The following is a 16569-nucleotide window of genomic DNA, read 5'->3' as shown; positions in this document are numbered from 1 at the left end:
TCTGCTGGCGAATGTAAGGGTTTGTGATCAGGCTGCGTCCTCTCAGGGCGCCCGCCAGAGAGCACCCTGCGCTTCGCCGAGCATCGCCATAAGGCCGAGATGACGGTAAACCGCCGCGGTTGCCACCCGACCGCGTGGCGTGCGCTGCAGGAAGCCTTGCTGGATCAGATACGGTTCGAGAACATCTTCGATGGTGTCGCGCGCTTCGCCGATCGCGGCAGCGAGATTGTCGACACCGACCGGGCCACCGGCAAACTTGTCGATCACCGCGGACAGCAGCTTGCGGTCCATGACGTCAAGGCCACCATGATCGACATCGAGCATCAGCAATGCCTGATCAGCAACTTCCTGCGTGATGTGGCCGTTTGCCCGGACCTCGGCGAAATCGCGGACGCGCCGCAACAGTCGGTTGGCAATGCGTGGCGTGCCCCGCGAACGGCGCGCAATTTCCAGGGCGCCGCCGGGATCGGCAGGCACCTTGAGCAGTTGCGACGAGCGTGTGACAATCAGCATCAGTTCCTCGGGCGTGTAAAACTCGAGTCGCGAGACAATCCCGAAGCGATCGCGCAAGGGATTGGTCAGCATGCCGGCGCGAGTGGTCGCACCCACCAACGTGAACGGGGGCAGATCGAGCTTGACCGAACGTGCTGCCGGACCCTCGCCGATCATGATATCGATCTGGAAGTCCTCCAGCGCCGGATACAGGATTTCTTCGACGACCGGCGAGAGGCGGTGAATCTCGTCGATGAAGAGGACGTCGCGGGGTTCGAGATTGGTCAGAATGGCAGCCAGATCACCGGCGCGTTCGAGGACCGGGCCCGAGGTCGAGCGCAGGTTGACGCCCATCTCGGTGGCAATGATGTGTGCCAGTGTGGTCTTTCCGAGACCTGGCGGACCAAACAGGAGAACGTGATCGAGCGTGTCGTTGCGCCGCCTGGCCGCTTCGATGAAGATCGTCAGTTGCTCGCGAATCTTGGCCTGACCGACGTAATCGGCGAGACGGCGAGGCCGCAGGGCGCGTTCGATCGCTTCTTCCTGGGTGGATTTCGCCTCGGCCGAGATCAGCCGGTCGACGGCGGAGTTGCCAAGATCGTCGGTTTCGATCATCGCTGCGAAATCTCCTCTGACAGCAACGATTCCGAATCGGCATGCGCCAGCCACTCGCGAACCAGCACCTGCCCGAGTGCCAGCAAGGTCGGCCCAAGGAACAGGCCGATGAAGCCGAAGACCAGCACGCCGCCAAAGACACCGACGACGATCAACAACAGTGGCAGGCTGGCGGTCCGTGAAATCAGAATCGGTTTGATGAAGTTATCGACGCTGCTGATGCCGAACATCCCCCACACCACCATGAACACCGCCCAGCCGGTCTGGCCCTCGTTGTAGAGCCAGACGGCAGCGCCCAGCCAGATCAGCGTGGCCCCGATCACCGGCACCATCGAGAAGAAGAAGGTGGCCACGGTCAGGATGATGATCCCCGGCACACCCGCGATGATGAAACCGATCATCGCCACCAGCGCCTGTGCGGCCGCCGTCCCGACGATGCCGACCATGACCCCGGTGACCGTCCCTTCCGCCAGCGCCAGCATGCGCTCGCCGAGATCGCCGGCGAGTGCGCGACTGCCGGTGTGCAGTGCGTCCGCATAGAGATGTGCGTCACGAAAGATGAAAAATACGAAGAAAATCACCAGCACCAGTTGCAACAGTCCCTGTGCCAGGAGCGCGGCGGTAGCCAAGGCCAGCCGGCGCGTCGGATCCACGAACTGATGCAGCAGGGCATTCATTTCCTCGCGACTCTCGATCAGTTCATGCCAATAGGCAGCGGCATCGCGACCGACGATCGGCAGTCTCGCCAGCCAGGCTGGCGGATCGGCGGGCAGCCCTTTTTCCATCAATGGCTTGAGGTAGCGAATCGCAATCTCGACGCCGTCGGCAAGCGATCCCGACAGCAGTGCCACGGGCGCTACCAGCACCAGCAGCAGCAGAATCGACACCAGCAGCGCCGCCAGATTGCTACGCCCGCCGCAGAGGGTGAGCAGGCGATTGCGGATTGGCAGGGTGGTGACACAGATGACGATGGCGAAGAGCAGCGTCCCGGTGAACGGCAACAAGACGGCAATGCAGCCGATCAGCAGCAAGGCGACGAGCGCGATCTGGATAAGTTGTTTGTGGCCGGGATTCATGGTCGATTCAGACTCTTGACAGCAGCTTGAGCGCCTGCCGAATGCCGTCGGAGGTGGTGACGTCGGCCGCTAGCTGTTTCATCGCTGCCCCTGCTTCGCGGTCATTGTAACCCAGAGCCAGCAGCGCATTGAGAATGTCATTGTGCGCGGCAGCGGCAGGAACGGCGCTTGCCGGCAGCGCATCTGCGAATTTCCCCTTGAGTTCGAGCAGCAGGCGTTCGGCGGTCTTGGTGCCAATGCCGGGCACCTTGGTCAGGCGGCCGACCTCCTGCCGCGCCACGACCTGCGCGAGATCGCTCACCGATAGCCCGGATAGCACCGACAGTGCCAGACGTGCACCGACACCCGAAATTTTCAGCAACTGGCGAAAGGCAAAGCGTTCACCTTCGCTGGCGAATCCGTAGAGAAAATGTCCATCTTCACGTACCACATAGTGGGTCAGCAAACTGATCTTCTCGCCATTTGCCGGCAGATTGTAAAAAGTGCTCATCGGAACATCGAGCTCGTAAGCGACGCCGTGCACGTCGACCACCACCTGTGGCGGATTTTTTTCCAGCAGGATTCCGGTCAGTCGGCTGATCATCGCTTGTTCTCCCTGGCCACCCTCAGGCGGCCGTTGCGTACATGCAGGCCGCTGCTGGCCAGTTGCCCGAACCCCTGCCCAGCGTGCGCGTGCGCGATGGCGCAAGCCAGCGCATCGGCAGCGTCCGGGCGGGGGTCTGCCGACAAGGACAACAGGCGGCGCACCATGTGCTGCACCTGCACCTTGTCGGCATGGCCGTTGCCGACCACCGCCTGCTTGACCTGCAAGGCCGTATATTCGGCAACTTCGAGGCCGCTGGCGACCAGCGCCGTGATCGCCGCGCCACGCGCCTGGCCGAGCAGCAGCGTCGATTGTGGATTGACGTTGACAAACACGATCTCCACCGCCGCCTGGTCCGGTCGGTGCTGTGCCAGCAGTTCGCGCAGGCCGGCGTAGATCGTTCCCAGACGGCCAGGCAGCGAATCCCGGACGTCTGTGCGGATACAGCCGCTGGCGAGGTAGGCCAGGTGGTTGCCGGTTTTCTCGATCAATCCGAAGCCGGTGATGCGCAAACCAGGGTCGATGCCGAGAATGCGCAGCACCGGTCTCGCAGCGGCGCTCATCGGTTTTGCGCCCGTGCCAGATAGACCCCGCCGACCGCCAGCAGCATCCCGGCCAGCGCCAGTCCGCCGAGCGTTTCGCCGAACACCAGCCAGGCGATCACCGCCGTGCTGGGGGGAGTCAGGTAGAAAAGGCTGGCGACGTTGACCGCGCTGCCGCTGCGAATCAACACATTGAGCAGGCTGATCGCACCAAACGAGAGTACCAGCACCAGCCACAGCAGGGCAAAGGCAAACTGCGGCGTCCACTCGATGTGCATGCTTTCGCTGGTCCAGGCGGCGAGCGCCGTAAGCACCGCGGTCGGCAGGAATTGAATGACCGAACCGGTACGCAGGTCGAAGTGCGGGCAAAAACGCTTCTGGTAAAGCGTGCCGAGCGTGATTCCGAGCAAGGCGGCGAACGCCGGCAGCAGCATCGCCGCCAGCGGCAGGTCGCCGAGTTTATTGGCAACCACCAGCGCCACGCCGGCAAAGCCCAGCACCAGGCCCAGCCATTGCCGTGGCGATACGCGTTCACCGAGCAGAAAACCGGCACCACAAGCGGTCAGCAGCGGCTGCATGCCGACCACCAGCGCCGTTACGCCAGCCGGCAGACCATGCTTGATGGCCGTGAACACCCCGCCCAGGTAGAGCGCGTGCACCAACAGCCCGGAAATGCCGATGTGGACAAGCTGACGCCCGTCGGCGGGCCATGGCGCACGCGTCGCCAGGGCAAACAGCGTCATCAGCACGAGCACCAGGAGGTAGCGGGCGAGCAGGAAAGTCAGCGGCTCGGCGTACGGCAGCCCGAACTTGGCGCCGATGAAGCCGGTGCTCCACAGGAATACAAAGAGAAAAGGCAGCAGCGATGGCAGGGGACGCATGGGCTCGGCTTATGGACGCAGGACAGGAGTGTAGCAAGCATCGCGGCAGCGATGGCGGCCCGCGGTCGGAACGGCAGGCCCTGGTCTGCGCAGGGCAGCAATGACAAACCCCGCAAAGGCGGGGTTTGTCATTGCATCTTGCCGAGAAAGGCGGTTGGAGATTACTTCTTCGCTGCAGCGGCATCCGTGCTCTTGGCATCGCTCGGGGCGTCTTTCCTGGTCGCCGGTTTGGCTGCATCTTTGCTCTCAACGGGTTTCGCTGGCTCGGCCTTGGCGGCGGGTGCGACAGGAGTCGCTGCCGGTTTGGTGGTTGCCGGTGCTGGAGCGCCTGCCGCGGCAGCGGGAGTAGTGACAGGCTTGGTGGCCGCAGCCGCTGCGGGAGTCGCCGGAGTTTTCGGAGCAGCCGTGGGCGCACTTGCTGGTGCAGCGGCGCCTGCCGGGGGTGCGGCCTTGGCAGGCTCGGCCTTCGCGGGTGCAGCCTTGGCCGCCGCCGGTGTTGCTGTAGCTGCCGGCTTGGCCGTTGTCGCCCCGGTCAAGGTCACGTCACTCTTCATCTTGCCGAGGACTGCCGGTCCAATGCCGGGCACCTTGGTGAGATCGTCCACCGTCTTGAAGTCACCATTCTTGGTGCGATAATCGATAATTGCCTGGGCCTTGGCCGGACCGATACCGGTGAGCATTTGCAGTTCGTCCTTGTTGGCGGTATTCACATTGACCGCAGCAAAGGCATTCATCGTGATCATCAGCAAAGTGAGCAACAGGGTAATCAGCTTGTGCATGGCGTTCCTCCTGGTGAGATTGGGGTCGCAAATCACCAAGCCTCTGTCCGCCTGGCGTCCTGCAGCATTGCTTAACGCTCCACAAGAGCTTTACGTTGACCAAAAGGTCATGACTTTTCCAGGCACCTCCGATCAAGGCCGAGGCAGTAGCCTTGCTGGTACGGGTGCACGCGCTCAGGGGCCGACGATGGCCAGGCACTGCTGGCCAGGATCAACTCTCCCGCTCGGGTGAAGACCGCCCCCGTAGCCAGTCCGGCAGATCCCGGTCGCCGGCGTTGTCGATGATGTATTGCCGAATCAACTTGCGCACCACCTGCGAAGGCGTCAGGTCATGCGATGCGCAGATCTCTTCGAAAATCTGCTTCTTGCGCGGGTCGATTAGGATGGTGAGGCGTGAGGTACGATTTTCCATAGGAGCACTTTGCGTGTTAATTAAATTATCATTGCAATAGTATCAGAAGCGAATATAATGGTTCTCGAATCAAGATAGTAGCATGCTCGACAGGGTAGGTTTCGCCCCGTTCTGAACACTTTAAAGTGCCCCTTCCGTTGAATCCAGACGAGTTTTTCCGAAATGCCTGAACGGTATGATCTTCGCTATTACTGCTGATCGTCCACTTGCTGCACGCGACAGCCGCGGTGACAACCGATCGTGACCACCAGCGGGCTGCACGCGGCGGCGCAGTGGGTGCATCTGGACTGGGTTCTGCTGGTGGTGGCCGCGTGGCTGCTACTTGGCGTGGCGGGCATCTTTGCCTTGCGCCACCTGACGCTGGTGGCGAAGGTGCTGTTTCCCGTCGGTGGTGCTTGCGGACTGGCCCTATTCGGCATTGCCCTGAGTGCAGCGCTGAGTTCGCCCGAAGTCGCGGTGCTGCCGATCGGCCTGCCGAGCCTGCCCTTCCATTTTCGCCTCGACAGCCTGTCGGCTTTCTTCCTGATGCTCATCGGCTGCATCTCGGCGGGCGTGTCGGCATTCGCCGCCGGCTATTTCCGCCAGGGCGAAGGAACGCCGCCCGGTCTGCTGGCTTTCGAGTACCACCTCTTTCTCGCGAGCATGGCGCTGGTGGTCCTCGCCGACGATGCCTATGTGTTCATGGTGATGTGGGAAACGATGGCCCTGTCGTCGTTCTTTCTGGTCACCGCAAACCATCGTATCGTCGAGATCCAGCGTGCCGGCTATCTCTATCTGCTGGTCGCGCATATTGGCTCCATCGGCATCCTGCTCTGCTTCGGCGTGCTGCAAGCGAATACCGGCGACTACACCTTTGCCAATATGCGCGCCCAGGCGCTTTCGCCGTTGTCGGCGTCGATCGCCTTCCTGCTCGCGCTCTTCGGTTTTGGCGCCAAGGCCGGCATTCTGCCGCTACATGTGTGGCTCCCCGAGGCGCATCCGGCCGCTCCCTCGCCGGTTTCGGCACTGATGAGCGGAGTGATGTTGAAGACCGCCATCTACGGCGTGCTGCGGATACTTTTCGATCTGCTGCACACCCAGGTCTGGTGGTGGGGCCTGTTGCTCCTGGTGCTTGGCTTGGCGACCGCGCTGTTCGGCGTCGTCTTCGCCGCGGTACAGGTGGATATGAAACGCATGCTGGCCTACTCGTCAATCGAGAACATCGGTCTGATGTTTACGGGTATTGGTCTGGCCGTGCTGTTTTCCGCCTACGGCATGCAGCCGATGGCGTCACTGGCGCTGACCGCGGTGCTCTACCACGTCACCAGCCACGCCTTCTTCAAGAGCCTGCTCTTTGTCGGCACCGGTGCGGTACTGCATGCCACCAGCGAACGCAACCTGGGCAAACTCGGTGGCCTGATCCGCTACATGCCCTGGGTGGCTTGGATTACCTTGCTTGCGGTGCTGGCCAGCGCCGGTCTGCCGCCGTTCGGGGGCTTCGTCTCGGAATGGTTGCTGCTGCAAAGCTTCCTTTTCTCACCGAGCCTGCCGAGTCCATTCCTGAACATGCTGATCCCGGTAGTGGCAGCGCTGATTGCGCTGATCGCCGCCCTCGCCGGCTACACCATGGTCAAGTTCTTCGGCATCATCTTCCTCGGCCAGCCGCGTGAGGACAAACTCGCGCAGGCGCACGACGCCGGCGGCTGGGAGCGCGTCGGCATGCTCTGGCTGGTCAGCGGCTGCGTTGCGCTGGGCTTGTTTCCGGTGCAGTTCATTGCCCTCATCGATCCAGTGACGCGCACAATGGTCGGCGCCGGGATGGGCAATACGGTGGCTGCCGGTGGCTGGCTGCTGGTGCCGGTGGCGATGGAACGTGCGAGTTATGGGCCGGCGATCTTCCTGCTCGGCGTTGCGGCCAGCTTCGCGATCGCTTTCCTGCTGGTCCGCATTTTTTACCACGGTCGTCTGCGCCGCGCGCCGCCCTGGGACTGCGGCTACCCCTGGCAGAACGCCCGCATGCAGGATACGGCAGAGGGTTTTGGGCAACCGATCCGGCAGATTTTCGAGCCTTTTTTCCGGATAGAGCGCGAACTTCCGACGCCGTTTGATCGCCAACCCCGCTATCACGTCAGCGTTGGCGACCCCATCTGGCACTGGCTCTACCTGCCGCTGGCCAGCGTCGTCGAGCGTTTGGCGCGCCTGATCGGCCGCTTGCAGCAGGGGCGGATTGCGGTGTACCTGCTCTACAGCTTCGTGACCCTGCTGCTGGTGCTGACGGTGGTGAAACAATGACGGGGCTCGGTGTCGCTTCGCAACTGCTCGAGATCGTCATGGCTCTGCTGCTGGCGCCCTTGCTCAGCGGTTGGATCAACCAGTGTCGCGCCTGGCTGCAGAACAAGTCGGGCGCCGGCTTGCTGCAGCCGTACCGCATGCTGCACAAACTGTTCAACAAGGAATCGCTGATCTCCGAGCACGCATCGCCGCTGTTCCGGGGTGCGCCGTATATCGTTTTCGGCTGCATGGCGCTGGCCAGTGCGATCATTCCAACGCTGTCGACCGATCTGCCCTTGTCACCGGCGGCCGACGCGATTGCCCTGGTCGGCCTGTTCGCCGTCGCACGGGTGTTCATTTCGCTGGCGGCGATGGACGTCGGCACTTCGTTCGGAACGTTCGGCGCCCGGCGCGAAATGCTGATCGGCTTTCTTGCCGAACCGGCGCTGCTGATGGTGCTGTTCTCGGCGTCACTGATCTCGAAGTCGACCTCGCTGACCACCATCGTCGAGACGCTGGCACATCGCCATCTGGCGATCTATCCGAGCCTTGCCCTGGCCGGCGTGGCCTTCACCATGGTTTCACTGGCCGAAAATGCCCGAGTTCCAGTGGACAACCCGGCGACTCATCTCGAACTGACGATGATCCACGAGGCGCTGATCCTCGAATATTCGGGCCGTCATCTGGCGCTGCTCGAATGGGCCGCCAGCTTGAAGCTGTTTGCCTACTCGTGTATCGGGCTGGCGCTGTTTTTCCCCTGGGGAGTGGCCGAGGCCGAGGCGCCGCTGGCGCTGCTGCTGGCGATGCCGGTGCTGATTCTCAAACTGGCGATCGGCGGCGTCCTGCTCGCGCTACTCGAAACGCTGAGCGCCAAAATGCGCATCTTTCGCGTGCCGGAATTCCTCGCTACCGCTTTTCTGCTGGCGGTGATCGGCATGCTCGTCTCGATTCTCCTGGGGCAGTGAGATGATGAGCGAACTCGTCGGCCAGTTGATCAATCTCCTCGCGGCAATCCTGCTGATGCTGTCGTTCGCGATGATATCGCAGCGGCGGATTCTGTCGCTGATTCACCTGTTCACCGCGCAGGGCGCGATCCTGGTCGCCGCAACGCTGCTGGTCGGCTACGCCACCCACCAGCCACACCTCTACGTCTCGGCAGGAATCACGCTGGTGTTAAAGGTGATCCTAATCCCGCTGTTGCTGCATCGGGTGATCAATCGTCTCGACGTGCGCTGGGACGTCGAGACGCTGATCAACATCCCGATGACAATGATCATCGGCATTGCGCTCGTCATTTTCGCATTCAACCTGGCACTGCCGATTTCCAAGTTGTCGGTCAGTATCGCCCGCGGCACGCTCGGCATCGCGCTCGCTTGCGTACTGCTCTCGTTCATGATGATGATTACCCGCTCAAAAGCGGTGCCACAGGTGATCGGTTTTCTGTCGATGGAAAACGGCCTGTTCTTCGCCGCCACCTCGGCGACCTACGGCATGCCGATGGTCGTCGAACTCGGCATCGCCCTGGACGTGCTGGTCGGGATCCTGATTCTCGGCGTATTCATGTTCCATATCCGCGAAGAGTTCGATAGCCTCGACATCAGCCACCTCGAAAAGCTCAGGGAAGACTGACTTGCAAATGCTGTATTTGGTCCTCGCCATACCCCTGCTCGGCAGCGTCGTTCTGGCCTTCACCGGGCAGCACGACGGCGCGCGCGAGATCAACGTCGCCTTCAGCCTGGGGACTTTCCTCGCCACCTGCGCGCTGACCGCGGAAGTGATCTCAGGTGGCCCGCTGTTCGCCTGGAACCGCGAGTTCTATATCGATCCGCTGAATGTCTTTCTGCTCACCCTGACCGCCTTCGTCGGCCTAACCACCGCCATTTTCTCGCGCCCCTACATGCGCGTCGAACGTGACCACGGCAAGATGACGCCGAATCGCATGCGTCTCTACCATAGTATGTATCAATTGTTCAACTTCACCATGCTGATCGCGCTGATGACCAACAACCTCGGGATCCTGTGGGTTGCCATGGAGGCAGCGACGCTGACCACCGTCGTGCTGGTCAGCGTGTATCGGACGCCTGCGAGCCTCGAGGCGGCCTGGAAATACTTCATCCTCTGCGGCGTTGGCATTGCCCAGGCGCTGTTCGGCACCGTGCTGCTCTACATGGCAGCGGAAAAGGTGATCGGCACCGAGGGCGGCGCCCTGTTATGGACCAATCTCGACGCGGTCAAGGCGCAGCTCGATCCGGGCATCATCACTTTGGCCTTCGCCTTCCTGTTCATCGGCTATGGCACCAAGGTCGGTCTGGTGCCAATGCATAACTGGCTGCCAGATGCCCACGCCGAAGGACCGACACCGGTTTCGGCCGTGCTCTCGGGTCTGCTGCTGAACGTCGCCGTGTATGCCCTGCTGCGCTGCAAGGTACTGACCGACGGGGCGCTGCAGAATCCCCTTGCCGGGCAGTTGATGATGGGTTTCGGCCTGCTGTCGGTACTCGTGGCGGCATTCTTCCTGTCGCGACAGAAGGACGTCAAGCGCATGTTCGCCTATTCATCGATCGAGCACATGGGGCTGATCACTTTCGCCTTCGGCATGGGTGGACCGATTGCCAACTACGCCGGCCTGCTGCACATGAGCGTGCATTCGCTGATCAAGTCGGGCATTTTCTTCGCCGTTGGGCATGCGACGCAGAAGGCGGGAACGCAGGTGATGGAAGATATCCGCGGCCTCATCAAGGTCAGCCCGACGGTCGGCTGGGGTATGATGCTCGGCTCGCTGGCGATCCTCGGGATGCCCCCTTTCGGCGTCTTCGCCAGCGAATTCCTGATTCTCACCACTGCCATGCGTGAGCAACCATGGGCGACGCCGTTTCTGCTGCTGGCGCTCGGCGTTGCTTTCGCCTCGGTTTTCAGCCGGGTGCAGCCGATGGTTTTCGGTGAAACCTCGGTCAAGCCGTTGCGGCACCCGCCGGCGCTCATCCCGGTCTTTGTCCACCTTGGTCTGGGCCTGATGCTGGGCTTGTATATCCCGCCGTATCTGGATGCCTGGTATCGCCATGCGGCCCGGATGATTGGCGGTTAATGCGATGCTGATTGCACAATTCATCGAGGATCTTGAACACTTGCCGGGGCCACTGCCGATGCACTACCGGACAGTTCGCGCCGATACCTGGCGGCGGGTTGCACAGGCGGTGTCCGAGGCAGGAGGAAGGCTGCTGTCGTTGTGGGGGTCCGATCGCACGCGCGGCGCATCCGGCAGTCTGGTGATCTCGGCGGCTTATGTGGTTCGCGAAGGCTTGCTCTGGCTCGACCTGCCGCTTGGCGAGCGAAGTGTGATCGATCCGCAGCATCCGAGCTATCCTGACTTGGTCCCGTTCTTTCCCTGCGCGGCGCACCTGCAGCGGGCGGCTGCCGATCTGCTCGGCGTCGTTGCCGAAGGGGCGACTGACCGGCGAGCATGGCTCAACCATGGTGCCTGGCCAGCGAACTGGCATCCGCTACGCCGGCAGGATCCGCATCCAGGCCTGCCTGCGGCACAGGAAGTTACCGACTACGCGTTCGTTCGCGTCGCAGGCGATGGCGTGCACGAAATCCCGGTAGGACCCGTGCACGCCGGAATCATCGAACCTGGGCACTTCCGTTTTTCGGTCGTCGGCGAGAAAGTGCTGCGCCTGGAGCAACGCCTGGGCTACAAGCACAAGGGAATTGAAAAGCGTTTCACCGAGCTGCCGCCACTCGCAGCGAATCGCCTGGCCGGCAGGATTTCGGGCGATTCTACGGTGGCTTACGCCTGGAGCTACTGTATGGCACTGGAGTCACTCGCGAGCTGCGAGATTCCCGAGCGTGCGTGCTGGCTGCGCGCCTTGCTGCTAGAACGTGAACGCGTCGCCAACCACCTCGGCGACCTCGGTGCACTCGGTAACGACGCAGCGTTCGCCTTCGGACTCGCGCAGTTCTCACGGCTCCGGGAAGACTGGCTGCGACTCGCAAAAGAAGCCTTTGGCCACCGCCTGATGATGGACGGTATCGTCCCCGGTGGCGTCGCCTCGGACATCGACCGCTCCAGCGCCGACCGGCTTTTCCGTCAATGCGACAGCGTCGAGCGCGAAGTACTGCAACTGCAGCAGGTGTACGACGAGCATTCCGGCCTGCAGGATCGCTTCATGACCACTGGCCGCGTGACGCCTGAACTCGCCTCTCAACTCGGCCTGACCGGCCTCGCGGGTCGGGCCAGCGGCCAGGCGGTCGATCTGCGTTGCGACCAGCCCTGGGCACCTTACGACCGATTGCAGGTGAAGATCGCGACGTGCAGCGACGGCGATGTCGCTGCACGCGTGATGGTGCGTTTTGCGGAGATCAGCGAATCGCTGCGCTTGCTGCGCGTGATTCTTTGCCGGCTTAGCGAGGGCGCGGGCGAGACGCGCCGTGAACTACGCTTGCCGGCGAAGGCAGCGCTCGGTGCCGGCTGGGTCGAAGGCTGGCGCGGCGAAGTCTTCGTGGCACTCGAATGGGATGGCGAGAACGGCAGCAACGGCATCCGTCGCTGCCACATCCACGATCCCTCATGGCAAAACTGGCCGGTACTCGTGCATGCGGTGATCGGCAACATCGTTCCCGACTTTCCGCTGATCAACAAGTCCTTCAACCTCAGCTATTCAGGACACGACCTCTGATGTGGCGCATCCTCAGACAGATCGCACGCAACGGCATCCGCAGCGAAGCCCCGCCCGCGGGCAACGATGCCCTGCGCGTCGACGGCGAGCAGATTCAGCGCGAAATCCTCGCAATTCTCGGCCAGGCTCTGAGCATTCGCGAAGTCGATGCCGGTTCCTGCAACGCTTGCGAACTCGAAATCAACGCCCTCAATAACCCCTACTACAACATCGAGGGCCTCGGCATTCGATTCGTTGCCAGCCCGCGCCATGCCGACATGCTGCTGGTGACCGGACCCGTTGCACGGAACATGGAGCTGGCTTTGCGTCGCACCTATGAGGCGACGCCGGCACCCAAGCTGGTGGTTGCCGTCGGCGACTGCGGCTGCGATGGAGGCATTTTCGGTGAGGGTTACGCGAGCTGCGGTCGGGTGGCCAACGTGATTCCGGTCGATGTCGCAGTACCCGGCTGCCCGCCAGAGCCAATCGAGATCCTGCGCGGCATTCTCACGGCGGTGCGTCGCGGTCGTCAAGGTTAGGTGCGCAATGGCTGGCGAAAGCCCAGAGCCTGCGATATTTCATTGGCTGTCGCCTTGATCGGCCTCACCCAGTCCGGGTTATGGCGATCGCTGGGTGCTGATACCGAGAGCCCGGCGACCAACTGACCTTCATCGTTGCGGACCGGCGCGGCGATGCAGCGCAAGCCGATCTCGGCTTCTTCGTTGTCGTAGGCCAATTCGTGGCGGCGGATCTTGTCGAGTTCCTTTTCGAGTGCATCGAGGCGAGTCAAAGAATGCGGAGTCTTGCCCGGCAAGCCGGTACGCCTGGCGTAGGCTCGCACATCGGCCAGCCCGTCAGCCGCCAGAAACAGCTTGCCGACCGAGGTGAGATGTAGCGGCGCGCGTCCGCCGACCAGGTAAACCACGCGCACCAGCGAGCTACCGCTCGAGGTTCGCTCGACGTAGATGATCTCGTCTTCGTGGCGAATGCCGAGATTCACCGCTTCGCCGATCAGCTCGTGCAATTGCTGCATGTAGGGCAGCGCCACCTGGCGAATGTTGATCCGCGACTTGACGATGTTGCCCAGTTCGAGCAGCCGGATGCCGAGCGCGTAGGTACCGGCGTCTTGGCGTTCGACGAGCGCGGCGCCGGTCATCACTGCAAGGATGCGATGCGCGGTGGAGGGATGCAGGCCGGTACGCTGGGCCAGGATCTTGAGACTCACCGGTCCCGGCATGTCGGCCAGCACGTCGAGGAGTGACATCATCCGCTCGATGACCTGAATGGAACCTTTCTCTGCCTGTTGTTCGGCCATTGCCTTGTTGTCGAACCTTCCATTTTTGTGCTTCCGGGAAATTCTTTTGGGCGCTCCGCCACTCGCCCGCCGCAGCCTGTGCGGCGCAGCCTGTGCGGCGCAGCATCTTACCACTTACATCATGCGCTTTGCCTGCCAGCCGTCTGCCTGATGGCCGGCCGCGCTTCCCTCACGAGTTCGCAGTTCGCGTATAATTGCAGGTTTTGAAGCGTTTTCTGGGGGTTAGTCATGCCGATCTACGCCTATCGCTGTACTTCCTGTGGTTTCGAGAAAGATCATCTGCAAAAACTGAGCGACTCGGCATTGCGCATCTGTCCCCAATGCGGTCAGGCCAGCTATACCAAGCAGCTGACTGCTGCCGGTTTTCAGTTGAAAGGCAGTGGCTGGTACGCGACAGACTTCAAGGGTGGCCAGCCCTCTGCCCCGACCGAAAAGCCGGAAGCCGGCGCCAAAACCACCGAAAAAGCGCCCGCATCCCCGACCGGAGCGACGGCGTGCGCCGACCACTGATCAAACGCTACTTCATCACCGGCTTGCTGATCTGGGTTCCCATGGCGATCACCGCCTGGGTGCTGATGCTGATCGTCGGGACCATGGATCAGTCCTTGCGCTTGTTGCCGGAAGTGATACATCCGCACACGGTTCTTGGTTTCGACATCCCGGGGGTCGGGGCGATCCTGACCTTGCTGATCATCGTTCTCACCGGGCTTCTGGCTACCAATTTCATCGGGCAGCGGCTGGTCGTCTGGTGGGAGTTGTTGCTGGCGCGCATTCCAGTCGTCAATTCGATCTATCACAGCGTCAAGCAGGTTTCAGACACGCTTTTTTCATCATCCGGAAACGCTTTTCGCAAAGCCTTGCTGATCGAATATCCGCGGCGCGGCACCTGGACCATCGCCTTTCTTACCGGTAAACCGGGCGGTGAAGTACTTCGGCATCTCGATGGCGAGCATGTCAGTGTCTACGTTCCGACGACGCCGAATCCGACCTCGGGCTTCTTTCTGATGCTGCCGATAACGGATGTCATCGAACTCGACATGAGCGTGGATACCGCACTCAAGTACGTGATCTCGATGGGCGTGGTGGCCCCACAGCTACGACCACAGGCCGCGAACACTCCCAGCCGACCATAAACTGAAACAAGTTACCCGGACAACAGCATGCGTACTCATTATTGTGGACAAGTCGATTCACAGCTTATTGGCCAGGAGGTTACGCTCTGCGGCTGGGCGCATCGGCGCCGCGACCATGGTGGCGTGATCTTCGTCGATCTACGTGATCGCGAGGGTCTGGCACAGATTGTATGCGACCCCGATCGGCCGCTGATGTTCAAGACTGCCGAGTCGGTCCGCAACGAGTTCTGCCTGCGGATTACCGGCAAAGTCCGCGCTCGACCTGAGGGCACGGTCAACCCCAACATCGCCAGCGGTGCGATCGAGATTCTTTGCCACGAGATGGAAGTCCTCAATCCGTCGGTGACACCGCCGTTTCAGCTCGACGAAGAGAATCTTTCGGAGAACATTCGCCTGTTGCACCGGGTGCTTGACCTGCGGCGTCCGCAGATGCAGAACAACATGCAACTTCGTTACCGCACGGCGCGGGCCTTCCGCCGCTTCCTGGACGATGCCGGTTTCATCGACATTGAAACCCCGATGCTCACCAAGAGCACTCCGGAGGGCGCGCGCGACTATCTGGTTCCCTCGCGGGTGCATCCCGGCCACTTCTTCGCGCTTCCCCAGTCGCCGCAACTTTTCAAGCAGTTACTGATGATTTCCGGGTTTGACCGGTACTATCAGATCACCAAGTGCTTTCGCGACGAGGATCTGCGCGCAGACCGCCAACCGGAATTCACCCAGGTCGATATCGAGACCTCGTTCATGAGCGAGGGCGAAATCATCGGGTTGATGGAAGAACTGATCCGGGCGGTTTTCAAGGAAGCGATCGCCGCCGATCTGCCCAATCCCTTCCCGCGCCTGAGCCATTCTGAAGCCATGCATCGCTATGGCTCAGACAAACCCGATCTGCGCGTGACTCTCGAACTCGTCGAAGTCGCCGACGCGCTGAAGGATGTTTCCTTCAAGGTCTTCGCCAGTGTCGCCAATAGCGAAGGGGGTCGTATCGCCGCCTTGCGCATTCCCGGAGGGGCGAGCCTGACGCGTGGCGAGATCGACGCCTACACCCAGTTTGTCGGCATCTATGGCGCCAGAGGGCTGGCCTATATCAAGGTCAATGATGTCACGCAACTCAACGAGGCTGGCCTGCAATCACCGATCGTCAAGAACCTGCACGCGCGCGCGCTGCAGACGATCGTCGAGCGGACTGGCGCGCAGTCGGGAGATCTGATTTTCTTTGGTGCCGACAGATGCAAGGTGGTCAACGACGCGCTCGGCGCCCTGCGCGCCAAGATCGGACACGAAAAGGGCTTCGTCAATGGCCATGCCTGGGAGCCGGTATGGGTTGTCGACTTTCCGATGTTCGAGCATGACGCGCAGGAGAAGCGTTGGACAGCTTGCCACCACCCCTTCACCAGTCCGAAAGACGAGCATCTGGCGCTGCTGGAAAGTGACCCTGGCGCTTGTCTGGCCAAGGCCTACGACCTGGCACTCAACGGTTCCGAGCTCGGTGGAGGATCGGTGCGGATTCACCGGGCGGCAGTCCAGGAACAGGTCTTCAGGGCGCTCGGCATCGGTGAGGAAGAGGCGAAGCTCAAGTTCGGCTTCCTGCTCGATGCCCTCAAGTATGGCGCTCCACCGCACGGCGGACTGGCTTTTGGTCTGGATCGCATCGTGACGATGATGGCCGGAGCCGAGTCGATCCGGGATGTGATCGCCTTCCCGAAAACCCAGCGTGCGCAGTGCCTGCTCACCGACGCACCGAGCGGTGTGGACGAAAAGCAGCTACGGGAACTGCACATCCGCCTGCGCCAGAGAGTCGAAACGCAGATCGAGATTGGCAAAGGCTAATTGCAG

17 protein-coding genes are annotated in these 16569 nt (G+C 61.7%); 9 read left to right on the top strand and 8 right to left on the bottom strand.

The window, feature by feature from the left end:
- Positions 1-42 precede the first annotated feature (42 nt).
- The 7 genes from ruvB to V5B59_RS22930 all read right to left on the bottom strand — a co-directional run bounded on the left by ruvB (position 43) and on the right by V5B59_RS22930 (position 5380).
- Complete coding sequence (gene ruvB, locus V5B59_RS22960; protein WP_169070708.1) at positions 43-1107, bottom strand: Holliday junction branch migration DNA helicase RuvB; 1065 nt, start codon at positions 1105-1107, stop codon at positions 43-45.
- Positions 1104-2183: an AI-2E family transporter gene (locus V5B59_RS22955; protein WP_034911223.1), complete on the bottom strand. Its 1080-nt coding sequence runs from the start codon at positions 2181-2183 to the stop codon at positions 1104-1106. The genes ruvB and V5B59_RS22955 overlap by 4 nt, the downstream gene beginning before the upstream one ends.
- 7 nt (positions 2184-2190) lie before the next feature.
- Entirely contained in the window at positions 2191-2766 is a 576-nt protein-coding gene (gene ruvA, locus V5B59_RS22950; protein WP_332352352.1) for a Holliday junction branch migration protein RuvA, read from the bottom strand.
- On the bottom strand, positions 2763-3329 hold the full coding sequence (gene ruvC, locus V5B59_RS22945) for a crossover junction endodeoxyribonuclease RuvC (RefSeq protein WP_169070709.1): 567 nt from the start codon (positions 3327-3329) through the stop codon (positions 2763-2765). Before ruvC ends, ruvA begins: the two co-directional genes overlap by 4 nt.
- Positions 3326-4189 (bottom strand): DMT family transporter, encoded by an 864-nt coding sequence (locus V5B59_RS22940; RefSeq protein ID WP_169070710.1) that lies wholly within the window; start codon positions 4187-4189, stop codon positions 3326-3328. Before V5B59_RS22940 ends, ruvC begins: the two co-directional genes overlap by 4 nt.
- A gap of 161 nt (positions 4190-4350) precedes the next feature.
- Complete coding sequence (locus V5B59_RS22935) at positions 4351-4968, bottom strand: ComEA family DNA-binding protein (RefSeq protein ID WP_034917091.1); 618 nt, start codon at positions 4966-4968, stop codon at positions 4351-4353.
- Positions 4969-5179: 211 nt separating this feature from the next.
- A complete protein-coding gene (locus tag V5B59_RS22930) occupies positions 5180-5380 on the bottom strand; it encodes a CopG family transcriptional regulator (RefSeq protein WP_169070711.1) in 201 nt (66 codons plus the stop codon).
- Between the two features lie 240 nt (positions 5381-5620).
- Here V5B59_RS22930 and hyfB point away from each other — a divergent pair, with 240 nt between their 5' ends.
- The 6 genes from hyfB to V5B59_RS22900 are packed head-to-tail and all read left to right on the top strand — an operon-like array spanning position 5621 to position 12824.
- Positions 5621-7651 carry a hydrogenase 4 subunit B gene (gene hyfB / locus V5B59_RS22925; protein ID WP_332352351.1) on the top strand — a complete coding sequence of 677 codons (2031 nt, stop codon included), beginning with the start codon at positions 5621-5623 and terminating at the stop codon, positions 7649-7651.
- On the top strand, positions 7648-8595 hold the full coding sequence (locus V5B59_RS22920) for a respiratory chain complex I subunit 1 family protein (protein ID WP_169070712.1): 948 nt from the start codon (positions 7648-7650) through the stop codon (positions 8593-8595). The genes hyfB and V5B59_RS22920 overlap by 4 nt, the downstream gene beginning before the upstream one ends.
- A gap of 4 nt (positions 8596-8599) precedes the next feature.
- On the top strand, positions 8600-9259 hold the full coding sequence (locus V5B59_RS22915; RefSeq protein ID WP_034917124.1) for a formate hydrogenlyase: 660 nt from the start codon (positions 8600-8602) through the stop codon (positions 9257-9259).
- A 7-nt stretch (positions 9260-9266) separates the two neighbouring features.
- On the top strand, positions 9267-10715 hold the full coding sequence (locus V5B59_RS22910; RefSeq protein ID WP_372703678.1) for a hydrogenase 4 subunit F: 1449 nt from the start codon (positions 9267-9269) through the stop codon (positions 10713-10715).
- A gap of 4 nt (positions 10716-10719) precedes the next feature.
- A complete protein-coding gene (locus V5B59_RS22905; RefSeq protein WP_169070714.1) occupies positions 10720-12306 on the top strand; it encodes an NADH-quinone oxidoreductase subunit C in 1587 nt (528 codons plus the stop codon).
- Positions 12306-12824, top strand: a complete 519-nt coding sequence (locus tag V5B59_RS22900; RefSeq protein ID WP_169070715.1) for an NADH-quinone oxidoreductase subunit B family protein — start codon at positions 12306-12308, stop codon at positions 12822-12824. The genes V5B59_RS22905 and V5B59_RS22900 overlap by 1 nt, the downstream gene beginning before the upstream one ends.
- Here V5B59_RS22900 and V5B59_RS22895 read toward each other — a convergent pair.
- On the bottom strand, positions 12821-13600 hold the full coding sequence (locus tag V5B59_RS22895) for an IclR family transcriptional regulator (protein ID WP_169070716.1): 780 nt from the start codon (positions 13598-13600) through the stop codon (positions 12821-12823). The two genes, V5B59_RS22900 and V5B59_RS22895, sit on opposite strands and share 4 nt — an antisense overlap.
- 228 nt (positions 13601-13828) lie before the next feature.
- Here V5B59_RS22895 and V5B59_RS22890 point away from each other — a divergent pair, with 228 nt between their 5' ends.
- The 3 genes from V5B59_RS22890 to aspS are packed head-to-tail and all read left to right on the top strand — an operon-like array spanning position 13829 to position 16563.
- Complete coding sequence (locus V5B59_RS22890; protein WP_034917104.1) at positions 13829-14110, top strand: FmdB family zinc ribbon protein; 282 nt, start codon at positions 13829-13831, stop codon at positions 14108-14110.
- Positions 14111-14151: 41 nt separating this feature from the next.
- Positions 14152-14733 carry a DUF502 domain-containing protein gene (locus V5B59_RS22885; protein WP_169070739.1) on the top strand — a complete coding sequence of 194 codons (582 nt, stop codon included), beginning with the start codon at positions 14152-14154 and terminating at the stop codon, positions 14731-14733.
- A 27-nt stretch (positions 14734-14760) separates the two neighbouring features.
- Positions 14761-16563: an aspartate--tRNA ligase gene (gene aspS, locus V5B59_RS22880; protein WP_034917109.1), complete on the top strand. Its 1803-nt coding sequence runs from the start codon at positions 14761-14763 to the stop codon at positions 16561-16563.
- Positions 16564-16569: the final 6 nt, after the last annotated feature.

The sequence above is a fragment of the Candidatus Accumulibacter contiguus genome (assembly GCF_036625285.1).
Taxonomy (GTDB): Bacteria; Pseudomonadota; Gammaproteobacteria; order Burkholderiales; family Rhodocyclaceae; genus Accumulibacter; species Accumulibacter contiguus.
This window is presented reverse-complemented; position numbering and strand designations above follow the sequence as displayed.